Origin of the sequence: Bradyrhizobium sp. S3.2.6 (assembly GCF_040546885.1) — a bacterium.
Taxonomy (GTDB): Bacteria; Pseudomonadota; Alphaproteobacteria; order Rhizobiales; family Xanthobacteraceae; genus Bradyrhizobium; species Bradyrhizobium cytisi.
In genome coordinates, this window is record NZ_JBEPOS010000023.1 from 93,567 (window position 1) to 108,089 (window position 14,523).

At 59.9% G+C, this 14,523-nt stretch carries 13 protein-coding genes and 1 pseudogene; 4 read left to right on the forward strand and 10 right to left on the reverse strand.

All coding sequences use genetic code 11. From position 1 onward, the window contains the following. Positions 1-90: 90 nt before the first annotated feature. A complete protein-coding gene (locus ABID58_RS30445; RefSeq protein ID WP_246230075.1) occupies positions 91-249 on the reverse strand; it encodes a hypothetical protein in 159 nt (52 codons plus the stop codon). A 601-nt stretch (positions 250-850) separates the two neighbouring features. On the opposite strand from ABID58_RS30445, the gene ABID58_RS30450 reads away from it, so the two are divergent. Continuing rightward, complete coding sequence (locus ABID58_RS30450; RefSeq protein WP_354036527.1) at positions 851-1,378, forward strand: inorganic diphosphatase; 528 nt, start codon at positions 851-853, stop codon at positions 1,376-1,378. 498 nt (positions 1,379-1,876) lie between these two features. Further along, positions 1,877-3,841: an AI-2E family transporter gene (locus tag ABID58_RS30455; RefSeq protein WP_354036572.1), complete on the forward strand. Its 1,965-nt coding sequence runs from the start codon at positions 1,877-1,879 to the stop codon at positions 3,839-3,841. A gap of 150 nt (positions 3,842-3,991) precedes the next feature. Here the strand turns inward: ABID58_RS30455 and ABID58_RS30460 are convergent. From ABID58_RS30460 to ABID58_RS30495, 8 genes and pseudogenes are all read right to left on the reverse strand, one after another. Further along, positions 3,992-4,784, reverse strand: a pseudogene (locus ABID58_RS30460) (SDR family NAD(P)-dependent oxidoreductase). A gap of 43 nt (positions 4,785-4,827) precedes the next feature. After that, positions 4,828-6,417 (reverse strand): thiamine pyrophosphate-dependent enzyme, encoded by a 1,590-nt coding sequence (locus ABID58_RS30465; RefSeq protein WP_354036528.1) that lies wholly within the window; start codon positions 6,415-6,417, stop codon positions 4,828-4,830. Then, positions 6,407-6,856 (reverse strand): hypothetical protein, encoded by a 450-nt coding sequence (locus ABID58_RS30470; RefSeq protein WP_354036530.1) that lies wholly within the window; start codon positions 6,854-6,856, stop codon positions 6,407-6,409. Before ABID58_RS30470 ends, ABID58_RS30465 begins: the two co-directional genes overlap by 11 nt. An 8-nt stretch (positions 6,857-6,864) precedes the next feature. Next, entirely contained in the window at positions 6,865-7,209 is a 345-nt protein-coding gene (locus ABID58_RS30475; protein WP_354036532.1) for a hypothetical protein, read from the reverse strand. 468 nt (positions 7,210-7,677) lie between these two features. Further along, complete coding sequence (locus tag ABID58_RS30480) at positions 7,678-8,478, reverse strand: class I SAM-dependent methyltransferase (RefSeq protein WP_354036533.1); 801 nt, start codon at positions 8,476-8,478, stop codon at positions 7,678-7,680. A 140-nt stretch (positions 8,479-8,618) separates the two neighbouring features. Then, positions 8,619-9,407: an ABC transporter ATP-binding protein gene (locus tag ABID58_RS30485; RefSeq protein WP_354036534.1), complete on the reverse strand. Its 789-nt coding sequence runs from the start codon at positions 9,405-9,407 to the stop codon at positions 8,619-8,621. Next, entirely contained in the window at positions 9,401-10,399 is a 999-nt protein-coding gene (locus tag ABID58_RS30490; protein ID WP_502916443.1) for an ABC transporter permease, read from the reverse strand. Before ABID58_RS30490 ends, ABID58_RS30485 begins: the two co-directional genes overlap by 7 nt. A gap of 41 nt (positions 10,400-10,440) precedes the next feature. Continuing rightward, complete coding sequence (locus ABID58_RS30495) at positions 10,441-11,478, reverse strand: ABC transporter substrate-binding protein (RefSeq protein ID WP_354036573.1); 1,038 nt, start codon at positions 11,476-11,478, stop codon at positions 10,441-10,443. Positions 11,479-12,063: 585 nt separating this feature from the next. Here ABID58_RS30495 and ABID58_RS30500 point away from each other — a divergent pair. Further along, positions 12,064-12,393, forward strand: a complete 330-nt coding sequence (locus ABID58_RS30500) for a hypothetical protein (RefSeq protein WP_354036537.1) — start codon at positions 12,064-12,066, stop codon at positions 12,391-12,393. 738 nt (positions 12,394-13,131) lie between these two features. Here ABID58_RS30500 and ABID58_RS30505 read toward each other — a convergent pair. Next, entirely contained in the window at positions 13,132-13,632 is a 501-nt protein-coding gene (locus ABID58_RS30505; RefSeq protein ID WP_354036538.1) for a winged helix-turn-helix transcriptional regulator, read from the reverse strand. A 206-nt stretch (positions 13,633-13,838) separates the two neighbouring features. On the opposite strand from ABID58_RS30505, the gene ABID58_RS30510 reads away from it, so the two are divergent. After that, positions 13,839-14,477, forward strand: coding sequence for a 2-hydroxychromene-2-carboxylate isomerase (locus tag ABID58_RS30510; protein ID WP_354036539.1), 639 nt, complete (start codon positions 13,839-13,841; stop codon positions 14,475-14,477). The last annotated feature ends 46 nt before the right edge of the window (positions 14,478-14,523 follow it).

Consider the following 14,523-nt stretch of genomic DNA (forward strand, 5'->3'; position numbering starts at 1 on the left):
CCCAGGACCCAATGGGCGTCAGTACGGCGCGGGATGCCATAGTTGTCGGCAGGAGGAGGCTCACGATGTAAGGGCTGAGCCCAATGAGGCTTAGCGACGCGAACCGCGCCGATTGTAGGGTGAACGGTTGACGGGCTTCACGGAAATCCCTTCGCGCTGCGCCTTGCTGCGGATAGCCGCGACGGGACGTTGAAGTTTGACACTCATGACTCCGGTCGGCGTGTTGCCCTTCGCGAGCTGCTTGAGCATTTTTACATCCGCGGTCGACCACGGTTCACGCGTACGACGCTTGTATTATGAGGGATTTGCCTTGCGCGGGCCCTTCTTGCCGATCGGCGAGCCGGGTCGCTTCCATGATGCTCTTGCCATTAAAGTCCTCCTGTAGGTCATTCTTGAACGAAGGAATCAGCAATTCGGTTCCGATGAACAGGAACGGCAAGATCGGCGGCAAGTTCTTCGTTGATCAGTGTCAACGGAGGTGTCAGTGCGCGTCCGACTAGCATCGATATGTCTTGTGCTGTCCGGTGGCTTGGCGATAGCACAGCCTGTCAGGCCGGCGGACGACCTTGGCGCGCCGAGCGGGCGTTCGGCACCCGAAGACAAGGGTCAATTGCAGCCGCAGGGCTGGACCGGGCCTACCAACACCGGTTCAGGTGGTGCGCCTCCGGAAAGTCCCCAAGGGCAAAGCCCGCCACGGATGCAGCCGGCGCCGGACGGATCGACAAAAACCACGGTCGAGCCTCATGGGGCTATTGCGCGTCGGCGTGGGTAACGCCGGCGCGGCGTGGAGGGAGGAACAAACGATTCACGTTGCCGTTTCAAAGGCCAGACAACGCAGCGACTGCAGCCCATGACGAACCTGAGCAAGCTCCCGACGTGGGCCGACGAGAACAACATCTACGCCGTGATCGAAACGCCCCGTGGAAGCACCTGCAAATTGGAGTTCGATCCGGAGCTGAAGGTGTTCACGCTTGCGAAGCCCCTAATGGTGGGGCTCACCTATCCGTATGATTGGGGCTTCATTCCCTCGACACAAGCCGAAGACGGCGACCCGTTGGACGTCCTCATCATCCACGCATCCCAGACGTATCCGGGCGTTGTGCTCCGATGCCGGCCGATCGGAATCCTCGAAATCCTCCAGAAGCGGAAAGGCAAGGAGGAGCGCAACGATCGCATCTTCGCTGCGCCAGAGCGCTCGCCGTTAGAGAGCAATCTTGAAGACATCAGGGATCTGCCGTCTCGGGCCGTCGAGGAGCTCGAACAGTTCTTCCGCGCGACGAACGCGCTCGAAGACAAGGAGCTTAAATTCCTAGGGTGGCGCGGCCCTGGAGCCGCCATCAAGGCCATCAGGCGGCTATCAATTGCGATGGGTGGCTAGAGCGTCCACCAAAAGGATCCGTCGGCCGTTCCAATCTGCTTGCCATGGGGCCGATTTGTAGATCCCAGAACCCCTAGCAACTCATGCGTCCGAGGCGTCATCCTGCATGCTCTTCCTCACGTGAGAACATGCCGTCAGTTCGACGGCCCGCCCGTCACGATCCTTGACGAGTACGATTGATTCATCCAATCGGAAACGACCCGTAGACGTTTGCTTGGGCGCGACCGGCAGATCATGTGACAAACCGCGCATTCCCGCGGCTCGCAAAAGGCCATGTGAGAAAATCAATGTTTGAGCCATGTTCCTGCCGTGTTGCAACAAATTCTTCTGGCACGTAAGGCAGATACGCCGATCGCAGCCGAGGAACAAAAGGGAACATCCGACCGTAATTAGGGGGTGAGCTGAGTAGAACCGAAACCGAGCCTTTGAGATATGCCGGGTACATCCCGCCTGTGGACTTTGCCTGGAAGCCACATCGCGAGCTCTCTCTTGCCTGCGGTGGTCGCGAGCAATCTCTTCATCGGTCTGGCCCTTGTGGCATTGCTCTATTTCGGGCGTGAGCTCTTCGTGCCGGTTGTCGTTGCGTTGCTGTTGAGCTTCGTGCTCGCTCCGGTCGTTCGGCTTTTTCGTCGCTTTTATGCCGGCCGTGTGGGCTCAGTTCTTGCCGCAGTGGCGCTTGCATTTCTGCTGATTTTCGGGCTCAGCGCCATTATGACCCAGCAGGTCGCACAACTCGCCGAGAACCTGCCCCGCTATCAGCTGACGATCAGCGATAAGATTCATTCGGTCCAAGACGTCGCGCTCAGTCCGGGAATCTTCAATCGGCTAAAGGATATGCTCGGAGATCTGCGGCAGGAAATGTCCAAGCCGCAGGAGCAAGGACGAAAGAATGCTCCTGGACCCGCCCAGACTTCTGCAGGAGAACCCGAGGCTAAGCCACTGCCGGTGGAAATCCAACAGCCGCCGCCTAAACCGTTCGATGTCGTGCAAACAATCGTCGGGCCGCTGTTGGCGCCTCTGGCGACGACGGGCATTGTTATCGTTTTCGTGATTTTTATGCTGCTTTTTCGCGAAGATCTGCGGGGCCGTTTTGTCCGGCTCGCAGGCGCAGAGGATTTGGGGCGCACGTCTGAAGCAATCGACGATGCCGGTCGACGGCTGAGCCGGTATTTCCTGACGCAAACCTGCATCAACGCAACGTTCGGGATTGTCATCGGGATCAGTCTTGCGGTGATCGGCATTCCCAACCCAGTGTTGTGGGGCATCTTCGCGGCTCTAATGCGCTTCATTCCTTATATCGGCGCATTCATCGCTGCCGCAGTCCCTGCGGCGCTTGCCATCGCGGTTGATCCGGGTTGGTCCATGTTCTTATGGACGTTGGCATTGTTCGTGATCGTAGAACCAATCCTGAGCCAAATTGTGGAACCCATGCTGTATGGCCACAACACAGGGCTCTCGCCGGTAGCTGTGGTGGTGGCTGCAGCCTTCTGGACCTGGTTATGGGGACCAATTGGACTTCTGCTTTCGACACCCCTGACGGTGTGCCTGGTCGTATTGGGGCGTCACGTCGAGCGATTGGAGTTCTTGGATGTGATCCTAGGTGACCAGCCGGCGCTCACGCCAGAACAGAATTTCTTTCAACGTATGCTGGCCGGTGATCCCGACGAGGCCGCGGACCAAGCCGAGAAGTTTATGAAGGAAAAATCCCTCTGCGCCTTTTACGATGAGATTGCGATCCCTGGGTTACTGCTGGCGCGGTCTGACGCGCGACGCGGCGCTCTGGACCTGGAGCGCCTGCAACGGATTAAGGAAACTGTCGAGGGCGTTATCGACGATCTTTCCGATCACGATGACTGCGCACCACCTGTCATGAGCCACGAGGGCCTCCATGATTCCAACACACTTGAAATCGAGGTGATCGAAACTCCCGATCTATCGCCGCCCGTTGTACCGACTGGAACGTCAAGACCCGATTGGCGAAACGGAAAGCCTGTATTGTGCATCGGCGCGCAAGATCCTCTTGATGAAGCGACGGCGAACATCATCGCGCAGCTTCTCGCAAAACATGGCATCGGCGCCCGCGTCGAGCCTTCGACGGCTGCCTCGGCTTCCAACATCTTTGGGCTTGATACAGCCAACATCGGGATGGTGTGCGTATCTTGCCTTGGAAGCGGAAGTCCGGTGCATCTCCGCTTCCTTCTTCGGCGTCTGCGTCGCAAAATGCCACACGCCACGCTGCTTGTCGGCCTATGGGGGTCGACCAAAGATTCGGAGAATGAAGAGAGCCTGGATCACGAACCGATCGGCGCGGATTTCTATGCGAAGTCCCTCCGCAAGGCGGTAGAGCTTTGCATCGAAGCGGCACACCGCTCGACCGCCGCACCCGAAGGAGAAACAAAACGCACTGAAGCGCACCGGTCTCGAGCACCGCGATCTGCTGGTAGGAGAAGGGGGCGCAACTGAGGACGCCTCCGCCTGCTAGCAGTGTGGGACGATCAGATCGGAGAGCAAAAATGCGCTTATGCTGCTCCAGATGGCCGTTATCCTGACTTTCGGCGCCGGCCGGGAACTGCGCCGCCGACGTACGAAGGCGGCAACATAGAGCGAATAGATTCATGTTCTGGGCTGGCCCCGCGGTGACGCCGACCCTGCGAGCAGTCCACCATCGATGGTCAACTCGCCGCCGGTCATGTAGGGCGCTTCATCGGACGCGAGCATCACGGCGAGTGCGGCGACCTCGTCTAGCCGGCCGAAACGTTTCAAGGGCGTGTCAGCGACCAGGGCGGTCATGCGCGCCTCGCGGTCCGGGCCGATTCCCGGCGTTGTCTTCCACATTGTCGTGAGGATCGCGGCGGGGTGGATCGAGTTGCAACGGATTTTCCAACCCTGTTGCGCAAAATAGAGCGCCACTGTCTTCGTGTGGTTGCGCACCGCAGCTTTGGACGAGGCGTACGCGGCCGCCAGCGGAATGCCCACCAGACCGGAACGCGAGGAAATGTTGATAATAGACCCCGTTCCGCGTGCTTTCATCGCGCGGATGGGCATAGTGGCAACCCAGAAATGTCCCGTCAAGATTGACCTGATGAACCTCGCGCCAGGCGTCCAGGGTCGCGTGCTCCGGATCGTGCGCAATTGTGCCGGCTTCGAACCCCGCGACACCGGCATTGTTGACCACCACATCGGCCTCTGGAATCTCACGCGCGAGTGCCTCCCAATCAGCTTCGCGTCGAACGTCGAGGCCGATGAAGCGGCAGCCCGTGCTTGCAGCCATGGACGCACCCCCGGCCGCATCCTTATCGGTCGCAACGACGGTTGCACCTTCCGCACGGAATGCCTCAGCGATAGCGCGGCCAATGCCTCGCGCGGCGCCCGTGACGATACAAGCCTTGTTGTCCAGCCGTTGCATGGCGATCTGCGGGCTCCAAGTTATCGCCGTACCGCCGACGCGTCTATGGAACGGGATCCTGGACGACGCGTCCGTGCTCCAGCCGATCGAGCGTCCCGTCGTAAAGCGAGATCGGCGGATGACCGCCCGCGTCGGTCAGCACGTCGAGAAGCGCAATGACATCGGACCTGGCCGCCCGATCGAACGCGGCATCGAGATGGCTTGCACGCTCGACCGTTTCACCATGCCCACCACAGGCACGCGCGATGGCCGCATGGTCGACGTGACCGAGATGGGCCGCCGCCGTGTAGCGGCCGAACTTGGCCTTCTCGGCGTCCTTCTGGTAGCCGAGCACGCCATTGTTGAGCACCACCACCGTCACCCTGATGCCGCTTCGCACAGCGGTCTCCAGCTCCGCCCAAGCATGCGCAAAGCCGCCGTCGCCAACCACGACGATGACCTCTCCCGCGGGACGCGCCAGCTTCGCGCCGAGCGCGAGCGGCAAGCCCCAGCCGAGACCCGCTAGTCCGCGTGGCGAGATCACGCGCGTGGTCGAATGGGTGATGCGAAGCTGGCCGGCGACCCAGCTCGACGCGTAGCTGGCATCCGATACGACGATGGTTTGGGCGCCGAGGCGCTTCTGGATCGCGGCAAGGACGCGTTCGGCACGGATCGGTTCGGCATCCGCCAAGAAAGGCGCACGTTCGCGCTCGAACGTAGCCCAGGCGTCGGCGACGCAGCGCTCAATCGCATCCCGGTCGCGGGAATGGCCGCCGAGCGCGTCGGTGAGCGCTTCGAGTGTGGCCCGCGCGTCGCCGACGAGCCGCATCGCTTCGTAATTGCGGCCAATCTCTTGCGGATCGATATCGATGTGAAGCACCCGCGCGTCGTCCGGAATCAGCGACCAATGGTCGGTGCCGTCCTCGTTGGTGCGATTGCCGATCAGAAGCACGACGTCGGCCGGCTGCACAAGCGGTTTGGTATACCTCCCGAGCCCGCCCGGACCGGTGAGATTGCCGATCACGCCCATCGCGAGCGGATGGGTTTCGGGTATCGCTCCCTTTCCCATATTCGTCGTGGCAACGGGTGTAGCGGCTTTCTCCGCAAAGCGGAGCAGCGCGTTGCCTGCGCCGGAGTTGAGCACCCCGCCGCCGGCGATGACGACAGGAAAACGGGCGCCGTCGATGAGCCTTGCCGCCTCTGCGATCATCGTATCGCCCGGCCGCGGTCGGTCGAGCGGCCAGCTGCCGAGCTGCATTTCACGATGCGCCGACTTGCCCTCGCCATTGAATGTTTCGCCGGTCGCCGTTTCGTCGTATTGCCCATTGAGCTGCACAAGGAAATGGAAGCGGAGTGCTTCCTGGCCGAGGTCAGCGAATGCCTTTGGACTGTATTCCATCACCAGTGCCATATTCTGCATCACTGAAAGGATGTGCTGATAGGTCTCCTCCGCCAGGACATACTGCTGTTCGAGAGGGAGACGGAAATCAAACGGCGCAGGTCGGATTTGCTTGCGAACCGGTAGAGCGGGCAGATCAGGCGCATTCTCGCGCCGCTTCGGCTTGAAGGTCAGTCCGGCTGAAATGGACTCGGCTTGCCTTAGGCGGCTCAAACGGATGTTGGCCGCGCGGATGACGGCCTCTCTAAACTCCATAGGGCCAGTCGCGCAAGTTTTCGCGTTGCGCCTGAAGGTTCGCCTCAATGCTTTCGATAATGGCGTCGAACCTGGCCTGCACGTCAGACAACGTATAATTCTCCGGCGGTACATAGATCGCCAGCGTGTTGTTTTCAGTGATGGCAGCGAGGGGGACAGGGATCGAAGGGTGGGGCTTGGTGCGAAAGTATTTTCCGTCTCCCTTGAAGGGCATCTCGACCGAAAAAACGACGCCGCGCCGCAAATCCTGAAGCTTAGTCCGTGGATCGAACCCTTTGAGGAAAGGCTCATAGAACCACTCGAATTGCTCATGAGTTGCCTGATCATTCAGTAAGTATGGCAACTGAGGTTCGTTCTCGCTGTAGAGCGCCTGCACGATGTCGCCGAGCGGCTTGCTGCTCAGCGATGCGAGAGTGGCGTCGCCAAGCGAGTTGGTCACCTTATGCGTTATTTGGTTGACCTCTTGTCGGAGAGAGAAGCCTGAAAAGAGTGGTTGTGGATATGGTCTGTCCATAATCCGGTAGCCTCAGTTGCAATGCTTGCCAATAGCATCAATCCCGTGTGCATCATAGTGGTGTGGCCAGGCGTGGACGCCCGTCCGACCACTAGACTGAGTTTGCAGACTAGGCTGAGAAGCTTTGCCGTCTCGGTGCCACCGATGCAGAGATCGCCGACTTCTTCGGAAAGGTCGAGCGGACCATAAACCGCTGGAAGGTTGACCACCCCGATTTCTGTCAAGCCCTTAAGGACGGCAAGCCTGTCTCCGATATGGATGTGGCCGATCGGCTGCACCAGCGCGGCTCGCAGGTACGATAGCCGCCACGGGCAATAGCTGGGTAGTAGATGAGCCTTTGCATTTCTCCGTGCTGTCAGCCAAGCCAGTCGTCCCAAGGAAAGGGAGATTGGCTAAAGCTGGTGGAGAACGGAGTCAGTTCGCAAACTGATAAGGTTTCTAACAAAACCTTATCAGTCTGACGAAAAGCTTGCCAGTAAGGCACGATATGCAGTCGCCACTCCGCTTTCTCATGGCCGAGGCTCGTTTGGCCTCCGGAGGGAGGTGGGTCGTCTGAGTTCGTGCGCTATTTCCTTTTGAGGGTTGTCGTTTCCGATGTCGGCTTCTGGGAGGGAAGCAGACGAAGGACGAGAATACCAATAGGCACTTATTGCCCCTGAGCTGACCTCGCTCATCGGTGACAATTCCGAGGGCCGCTGCGCTGTTGAGGGGACGATTTCGGGTTCAGGACCTCGGAAGAGATCGAGTCAGGGAACGTTGCCACGGCAGGCCCATGCGATGTTTGCAAAGGATCGCGGGCCATCGGGCCGGCCGGCCTCGTAGGCATCGCGCACGGCGGCATCGGTGCGCGCTCGCTCCGCAGCGTCGAGCGCTGCCACATACTTGCCGAGCGGCCCTTCGCCAGCGGCAATCGGACCCCAATAGTCGGCAAAGCTTTGGTAGTCCATGCGGATCATCAGCTCCATTTCCGCAATTTCCACGAGACCCTGTTCGGCAAAAGTCCGTCTCAGTTCGCCCGGCTGCATCATCGGTTGAAAGCAATAGCGACTGCGAAGCTGGCGTCCGCTTTCACCGAGTGCCGCCACCGTGTCGACCATCATGCGCATTCCGGGCATGCCGCCGAGATGGTCCCACACCGCTGCCGCGACCACGCCGCCCGACCGAACGGTGCGGCGCATCTCGGCTACTGCCTTGCCGGCTTCGGGAACGAAGTGGAGCACGAGAAGCGCCAAAGCTCGGTCGAACGTGCTGTCCTGGAAGGGCAGGGCGCAGGCATCCGCCTGTTGGATTTTAATTCGTGGGTTTGTGTTGCGCCGGATCACCTCCTCGACAAAGACTGGTGAATAGTCGACCGCGGCAATCTCGGCGAGGTCCGCGGCTTTGGCGAGCGCGAAGGTCAAGCTCCCAGTGCCGCAGCCGACGTCGAGAATCCTTTCGCCGTCGGCAACCCCTGTGAAGTCGATGAATAGCCGCGCGAGTCGTTGGCTCCAGCGGCCCATAAGCTGCTCATAGCCGGCAGCGTTGTGAACGTTGAATTCCGAGGTCATCGAAGCCTCCGTGCGCTGGCCAAATTCCTAAGGCCTCGACGGGGTGGCTACCAAGCCGCTAAAGCAATCGCGGCGAGCGCGTCGTGCGGCTGCTCCATGATGCGTATGAGAAGATCTGTCACGCGAGCTCCTTTTGATGGCTACCATGCCTCATCGAGGCCGAGATGCTCGAACACCTCGCGACGAAGCTCAACGAAGTGCGGGTCGCCCCGGTGGCGGGGGTAGGGCTGGCTGTTAACGACCTCGGCCTTGATCCGTGCAGGTCGGTCGCTCAGCACGATGACGCGGCCGGCGAGCAGGAGCGCCTCTTCGACATCGTGCGTGACCAGCAGCGCCGTGAAGCTCGAGCGCTGCCAAAGTGATACAAGTTCCGCCTGCATCGTGATGCGAGTCAGCGAGTCGAGCTGGCCCAAAGGTTCATCGAGAATGAGCAGCTTCGGGTCGTTGACAAGCGCACGCGCCAGAGCTGCGCGTTGCGCCATGCCGCCGGAAAGCTGGTGCGGGTAGGCATTGGCGAAGCCCGTGAGCCCCACCAGGCGCAACGCGTCTTCAATACGTCCGCGATGGGTGCGCAGCATGCCGCGTGCTTCCAGACCAAGCGCAACGTTGCTCCACACCGTGCGCCATGGATAAAGCGTGGGGTCTTGAAAAACGACGACGCGCGATGGGTCGGGTGCTTCGATCTCCCTTCCCTCCGTTAGCAGGGAGCCAGCTGTCGGAGTGTCGAGTCCCGCAACCAGCCGCAGCAAGGTCGATTTTCCGCACCCACTTGGCCCCAGGAGAGCGACGAAGTCGCCACGGCCGACCTGCAGGCTGATGCGGTCCAATACCGGCAGGGGCTGCCCTTCGAAATTGAAGCGATGGCTCACTTCGCGGAGCGTTAGCGTCGATCCACGGACCGCGTGATCGCTTGCGATCGCCGCTACCATCGCACCAGACCTTTCTGCCAGGACAGAAGGCGGTCACGCAAGCGGAACAGCAGCGTGATAAGCCCAGAGCACAAGAGCGCCATGAGCAGAAGCGCCGCGTACATATTGGCATAGGCCGCCCAACCCTGCGCCCATTGCAGATACCAGCCGAGGCCCGCCTTCACGCCCAGCATTTCGGCCACGACAAGAACCGCAAACGAGTTGCCGAGTCCCATGAACAGGCCAACAAAGACATGCGGCATTGCCGCCGGAATGGCAACCTTGAACACGAGGAAGCGCTGGGTTGCGCCCAAGGTCCGCGCAATATCGTAATAGGCGCTCTTCACGCAGGCGACACCCGACCAGGTGAGAACGGTGACCGGAAACCCAGTGGCGAGCGCAATCAGGAAAATGCTGGCGCTGAAGCTCGACGGGAAAACGAAAAATGCGAGTGGCAGCCAGGCTGTCGCGGGCAGTGGCCCGATGAACCGCAAAACTGGGTGAATCCAATACCCGGCGAGCGGCGACCAGCCGATCGCGACGCCGGTCACGAATCCCACCGCCGCACCGAGAAAATAACCGGTCGCGAGCAGACGAGCTGAGGCGAAGATACCTTCAGCCAGGCGCCCCCAATCGTCGATTGCGACTTCGAGGATGGCCTGCGGTGGCGGAAAGAAAGGTAACGGCAGCAATCCGAGCTTTGCTGTGACGGCCTCCCAGGCGGCAAAAAAAAGCGCCAGCGCAAACAGCCACGGAGAAAGCCGCTGGAGACGCTGAAAAGCAACAAATCGAACGCCGACAAAGGCCGTTAAGGCAAGGGCAACGGCCAATACGCCGCAGGCAATGGCGAAGCTGCCCGTGTAGGCCCAATCACTTTCGAGCTTATCCGGCCAGAATGCTGTGAGCGCGGCGACCATCGACCATGCGGCGGCCACAGACAGTCCGCCGATCAAAGACCGCGGGGTTGAACTCTCAAAAGAGCCGAACCCCGATTTCTCTGATGGCCTCGGCACTTCATTGATGACCGAGCTCACTGCGGATCTTCCCAATTGGCTCAGCTAAGAACGTCAAGATAAATCCGCTCGGCGAACTTGGCTGGGTCAGTGCTTCGCTTCATGACGTTCACTGCCTTGAGTTCATCGGTGTAGAGCAGAAGTTGCTTCTTGAGCGTCGCCCCGACCGGATGATTGTGGTGAGTATGGCTGCGATACATGGTGGCGAGATCCTCTACGGATCCTCTCCCGCCGTAGCCCGAATAGATTGCCGCGGCATCGGAGGGATCGCTGGCAACCAGGTCTGCCCCCTCCAGTATCGATCGGGTCAGAGCGGCCGCCACCGGCATTTCGCTTCGAGTGAGGCTGCCACGTATCGCGAGAACGCAGCAGGTGCGGTCGGCGAATTCACCCGTCAAGTTCGTCGCGATCTCGTTGAGTTTGCCTTCCTTGAGCCAGAGGTAGGGCAGCGGATCTATCTCGGCCAGCGCCTGTACTTCGCCCTTGTCGACGGCAAGAGCGAGCAGATTGGCCGGGTACTGGCGCCACTCAACCTCTTGGGCCGGGTCGATACCCTTTTTGGCCAGGTAGATCGAAAAGAAGTTCTTCGCTGGGCTCGCCTGATCGCTAATCCCGATAGCCTTGCCGCGCAGGGACTCCAGGCTGTCAATATTCGCTGCCTTGGAGCCAAGGAGCCGGATGCAGCCGCCGTGCACACCCGCAGTGATCCGAACGTCGAAACCTTGCTCCAGAGGTTTGAGCCAGCGCAGGGCCAATCCCAAACCGGCATCCGCCTTGCCAGTTGCAATCGCCTCCAACAACTGGTCGGTGGAACCGCCGAAATTGACGAATTCGACATCGAGGTTGTGCTTGGCGAAGATACCCCGCTCCTTTGCGACTGCCGCAGCGACCGTGCACGCCGCGTTCGCGTTCCAAGCGAGTTTAAGTTGGCGGGGTGGGCCCTGCAGCTCTTCACCATTCGCAGCGGTGCGGCAAATAAAAGGCTCGCCGGGAATATAAGACAGCGATCCAGTCCCGGATGCCGTCAGCGCACGAGCCGCTCCGAACATCCCTGGCGCCGCGGCGCCGAGAGTGCCCATTAAGGTGAGCACCGTGCGGCGGGAGAAGGCGCTTCGCTTCGCCTCGGGTAGACCTTTCGTTGAGTTGTTGCCAATTTCGCGCTTTTCCATGATGTCGCTCCCAAACTCGCGTGTGAGTGGAACAAATCCATTGGAACGGGTGCACTTCGCGGGACCCTAGCTCACCTCTCCGTGGGCATCATCCGAGCCCGTCTGCTACACAGGTGTGAAGGCGTTCACATTAACCCAAAACATTGCGCGGAGATAGCGGCGCGGCGATTAAGGCTCTTGTCAATCGTGTTGACCTACTCACTCGCGATTTGGTCGCGCTGCGCGAGTAGATGATCAATATTTCGGGTCGAGCGCACGCTCCAGCGTGGAGCTTGCGTTGCGCGAATTGAACGACGCCTACATCAAGATCATGCAGGATAAGGCTGAACCTGCTAGCGCGAAGTCCAGCATGCTATGGAATAGTTGGCCGGTCGCAGCAGAACCGAAGCTACTGGCTAGGCTTTGCGCATTTGCCCCATCGGCTTCCCGCTTCGCTTGCTTGATCCCGGGAATGCCATCAACGTTGCGCCGGGGACATACTTACAAGGAGGTGGCATGATTACCGCCGTTGTACGATACAAGCTGCCGCCGCAGATCGACTGCGCCGCGTGTCGTGAGCACTTTCACAAGATCGCACCCAACTTCCGCGAGGTGACGGGGCTGATCAGCAAGCACTTCATCTGGTCTGAAAGCGGCTGGGCCGGCGGCGTGTACCAATGGGAGCGCATCGAGGACGCCAAGGCGTTCTACACCGGGCCGTGGCTCGAGGGCATCATCAAACGCTACGGCATGACGCCGCAGATCGATTTTTGCGAGGTCTTTGCGGTGACAGACAACACGTGCGGCAAGGTTGAACTGTTCACGGAGACCGTTGCCTCCAATTGACCCCTGAGCAGATCACGCTGATCTGCTGTGCTAGCGCGTAGAGGTGGCGGTCCGTCGGGCAGGCGAACGCCGGCGCTCGCTTCCGCCTGTAGGGCGAGCTCATGGCGCAATCCGTCACGCCGCAGGCTGCGACCGCGACGCGCAGTGTCGCCGAGGCGGGGTCGCGGACGTCAGCTTCAGATGACCAAGCGGAATCTTACGATCAGTCAGAGCACTGCCGCCCGTAACCACCTCCGACATGGCGACGCGCGTCGTCGTGCAGCCGATTAACTTGACCTTTACCCCATTGAAGCCTCCAAGTTGACGTTCGCCGCCGTGTCGCAGGTCTCAATTCGAGTCGGCAGTTCTGGTGGATAGCGGACACGGTTGGCGATGCGCACGATGTCCGCGGCAATCTGATCCTTCGGTAGCCTGATGTTCAAAAACTGGCCGTGGACGACCGCAGGGGTGCTGTTGGCGAGGATGACGCTATCCGCATTCCGTGAGGATTATTCTTCGGATTCCGCTTACTCACTCGCGTGAAGCATTCCGGGATCGTTGACGTCCTATCGCAGGCTCACTGCACTAAAAGGTTGTTTAAAAATATTTGGCGAGAATGGTGCAGTGGTGGGGGACGCGATCTCGGATGGCAGTCTAGGACTGCGCTCTTGACGGAAAATAGTGGCACTGCCCTGCTTCAGGTGAAGAGCAGTCGCTACATCGAAATCTATCAGGCCGCTGATGCATTTGTTCGGTCGGCTATCGTTTCGTCTCGTTCTCGACGGCCTTCGCACGCGCAGGTGAGGATTTCCGCGCGCCGGGGCCCGGATGCACGTGGACGGCTTTTGCGCTCAGCGGCTCACCGCATTCCGAGCAGACCATGACGGGGTCGAACATCTTGTGGCAGTTCTTGTGTTCGTGCAGCAACGGCCGGCCGCGCGAATCTACCATGTGGGTATTGCCCCAGTGCACAATCGACATGATGATCGGATAGAGGTCGAGACCCTTCTGCGTCAGGATATACTCGTAGCGCTTGGGCGCGTCCTGATAGGGAATTTTGCGAAGGACGCCAAAGCGGACGAGCTTCTTCAGCCGGTCGGCCAAGAGGTGCCGGGTCACGCCAAGCGACGACTGGAACTCGTCGAATCTGCGGATCCGAAGAAAACATTCACGCAGGATGAGCAGGCTCCAGCGGTCGCCGATGACCGCCACGGTGCGGGCCAGCGAGCACGGCTCCTCCTCGAGAGCATCCCATTTCATCAACGTCTCCAGTCGACCTGCGGCATCTAAGAAAATAAATTCTAAATCAGAACTCACTAAATTTCAATAGGATGCCTCATTCTACGCAGAAACGGCGGCATTGAATGATGATGATCATATTGACAGTTCTAAAATAGAACTTTAAAGCTCGGGCAATGATCAATCGGGTGGCGAACGATTGCCGCCATCGAAGGGAAGGGCGTTCCATGGCAGCTCCGCTCAAGGTCGAATTTCACTTCGATTTCGGCAGTCCCAACGCCTACCTCGCCGAGCTTGCGCTGCCCGCCATCGAGCAGCGAACGGGAGTCAAGTTCGACTACGTGCCGGTGCTGCTCGGCGGCGTCTACAAGGCGACCGGCAACATGTCGCCCGCGGAGTCGCTGCGCGGGATCAAGAACAAGCCGGAATACAATGCGCTCGAGACCGAGCGTTTCCTGCGCCGTCATAGCATCACCAAATTGAAGACGAATCCGTTCTTCCCGGTGAATACGCTGATGCTGATGCGCGGCGTTGTCGCGGCCGAGTTCGAAGAGATGTTCGAGCCCTACTTCCGTGCCGCTTATCACCACATGTGGGTCGAGCCCAAGAAGATGGACGATCCGCAGGTGTTCCGCGAGGCGTTCCTGTCATCCGGGCTGGACATCGATCGCATCATCGCTCGCGCCCAGGAGGACGACGTCAAGAAGAAGCTGATCGAGAACACAGGCAGCGCGGTGGCGCGCGGCACGTTCGGCTCTCCAACGTTCTTCGTCGGCAACGAGATCTACTTTGGCAAGGACAGCCTGCGCGATGTCGAGGATGAAATCCTTGCGCAATTGAGCTCGGCGCAGCGCAAGAGCGCCTGACCGCGCGGAGGCATCCGGAACGAACCGAGCCCGCCAAGGGCCTTTC

What these genes read in the sequence shown, in the direction of transcription:
- ABID58_RS30445 (WP_246230075.1), bottom strand. Translation starts at nt 249, where the DNA reads ATGCTCAAGCAGCTCGCGAAGGGCAACACGCCGACCGGAGTCATGAGT.
- ABID58_RS30510 (WP_354036539.1), top strand. Translation starts at nt 13,839, where the DNA reads ATGGCAGCTCCGCTCAAGGTCGAATTTCACTTCGATTTCGGCAGTCCC.
- ABID58_RS30500 (WP_354036537.1), top strand. Translation starts at nt 12,064, where the DNA reads ATGATTACCGCCGTTGTACGATACAAGCTGCCGCCGCAGATCGACTGC.
- ABID58_RS30465 (WP_354036528.1), bottom strand. Translation starts at nt 6,417, where the DNA reads ATGGAGTTTAGAGAGGCCGTCATCCGCGCGGCCAACATCCGTTTGAGC.
- ABID58_RS30480 (WP_354036533.1), bottom strand. Translation starts at nt 8,478, where the DNA reads ATGACCTCGGAATTCAACGTTCACAACGCTGCCGGCTATGAGCAGCTT.
- ABID58_RS30505 (WP_354036538.1), bottom strand. Translation starts at nt 13,632, where the DNA reads ATGAAATGGGATGCTCTCGAGGAGGAGCCGTGCTCGCTGGCCCGCACC.
- ABID58_RS30485 (WP_354036534.1), bottom strand. Translation starts at nt 9,407, where the DNA reads ATGGTAGCGGCGATCGCAAGCGATCACGCGGTCCGTGGATCGACGCTA.
- ABID58_RS30450 (WP_354036527.1), top strand. Translation starts at nt 851, where the DNA reads ATGACGAACCTGAGCAAGCTCCCGACGTGGGCCGACGAGAACAACATC.
- ABID58_RS30495 (WP_354036573.1), bottom strand. Translation starts at nt 11,478, where the DNA reads ATGGGCACTCTCGGCGCCGCGGCGCCAGGGATGTTCGGAGCGGCTCGT.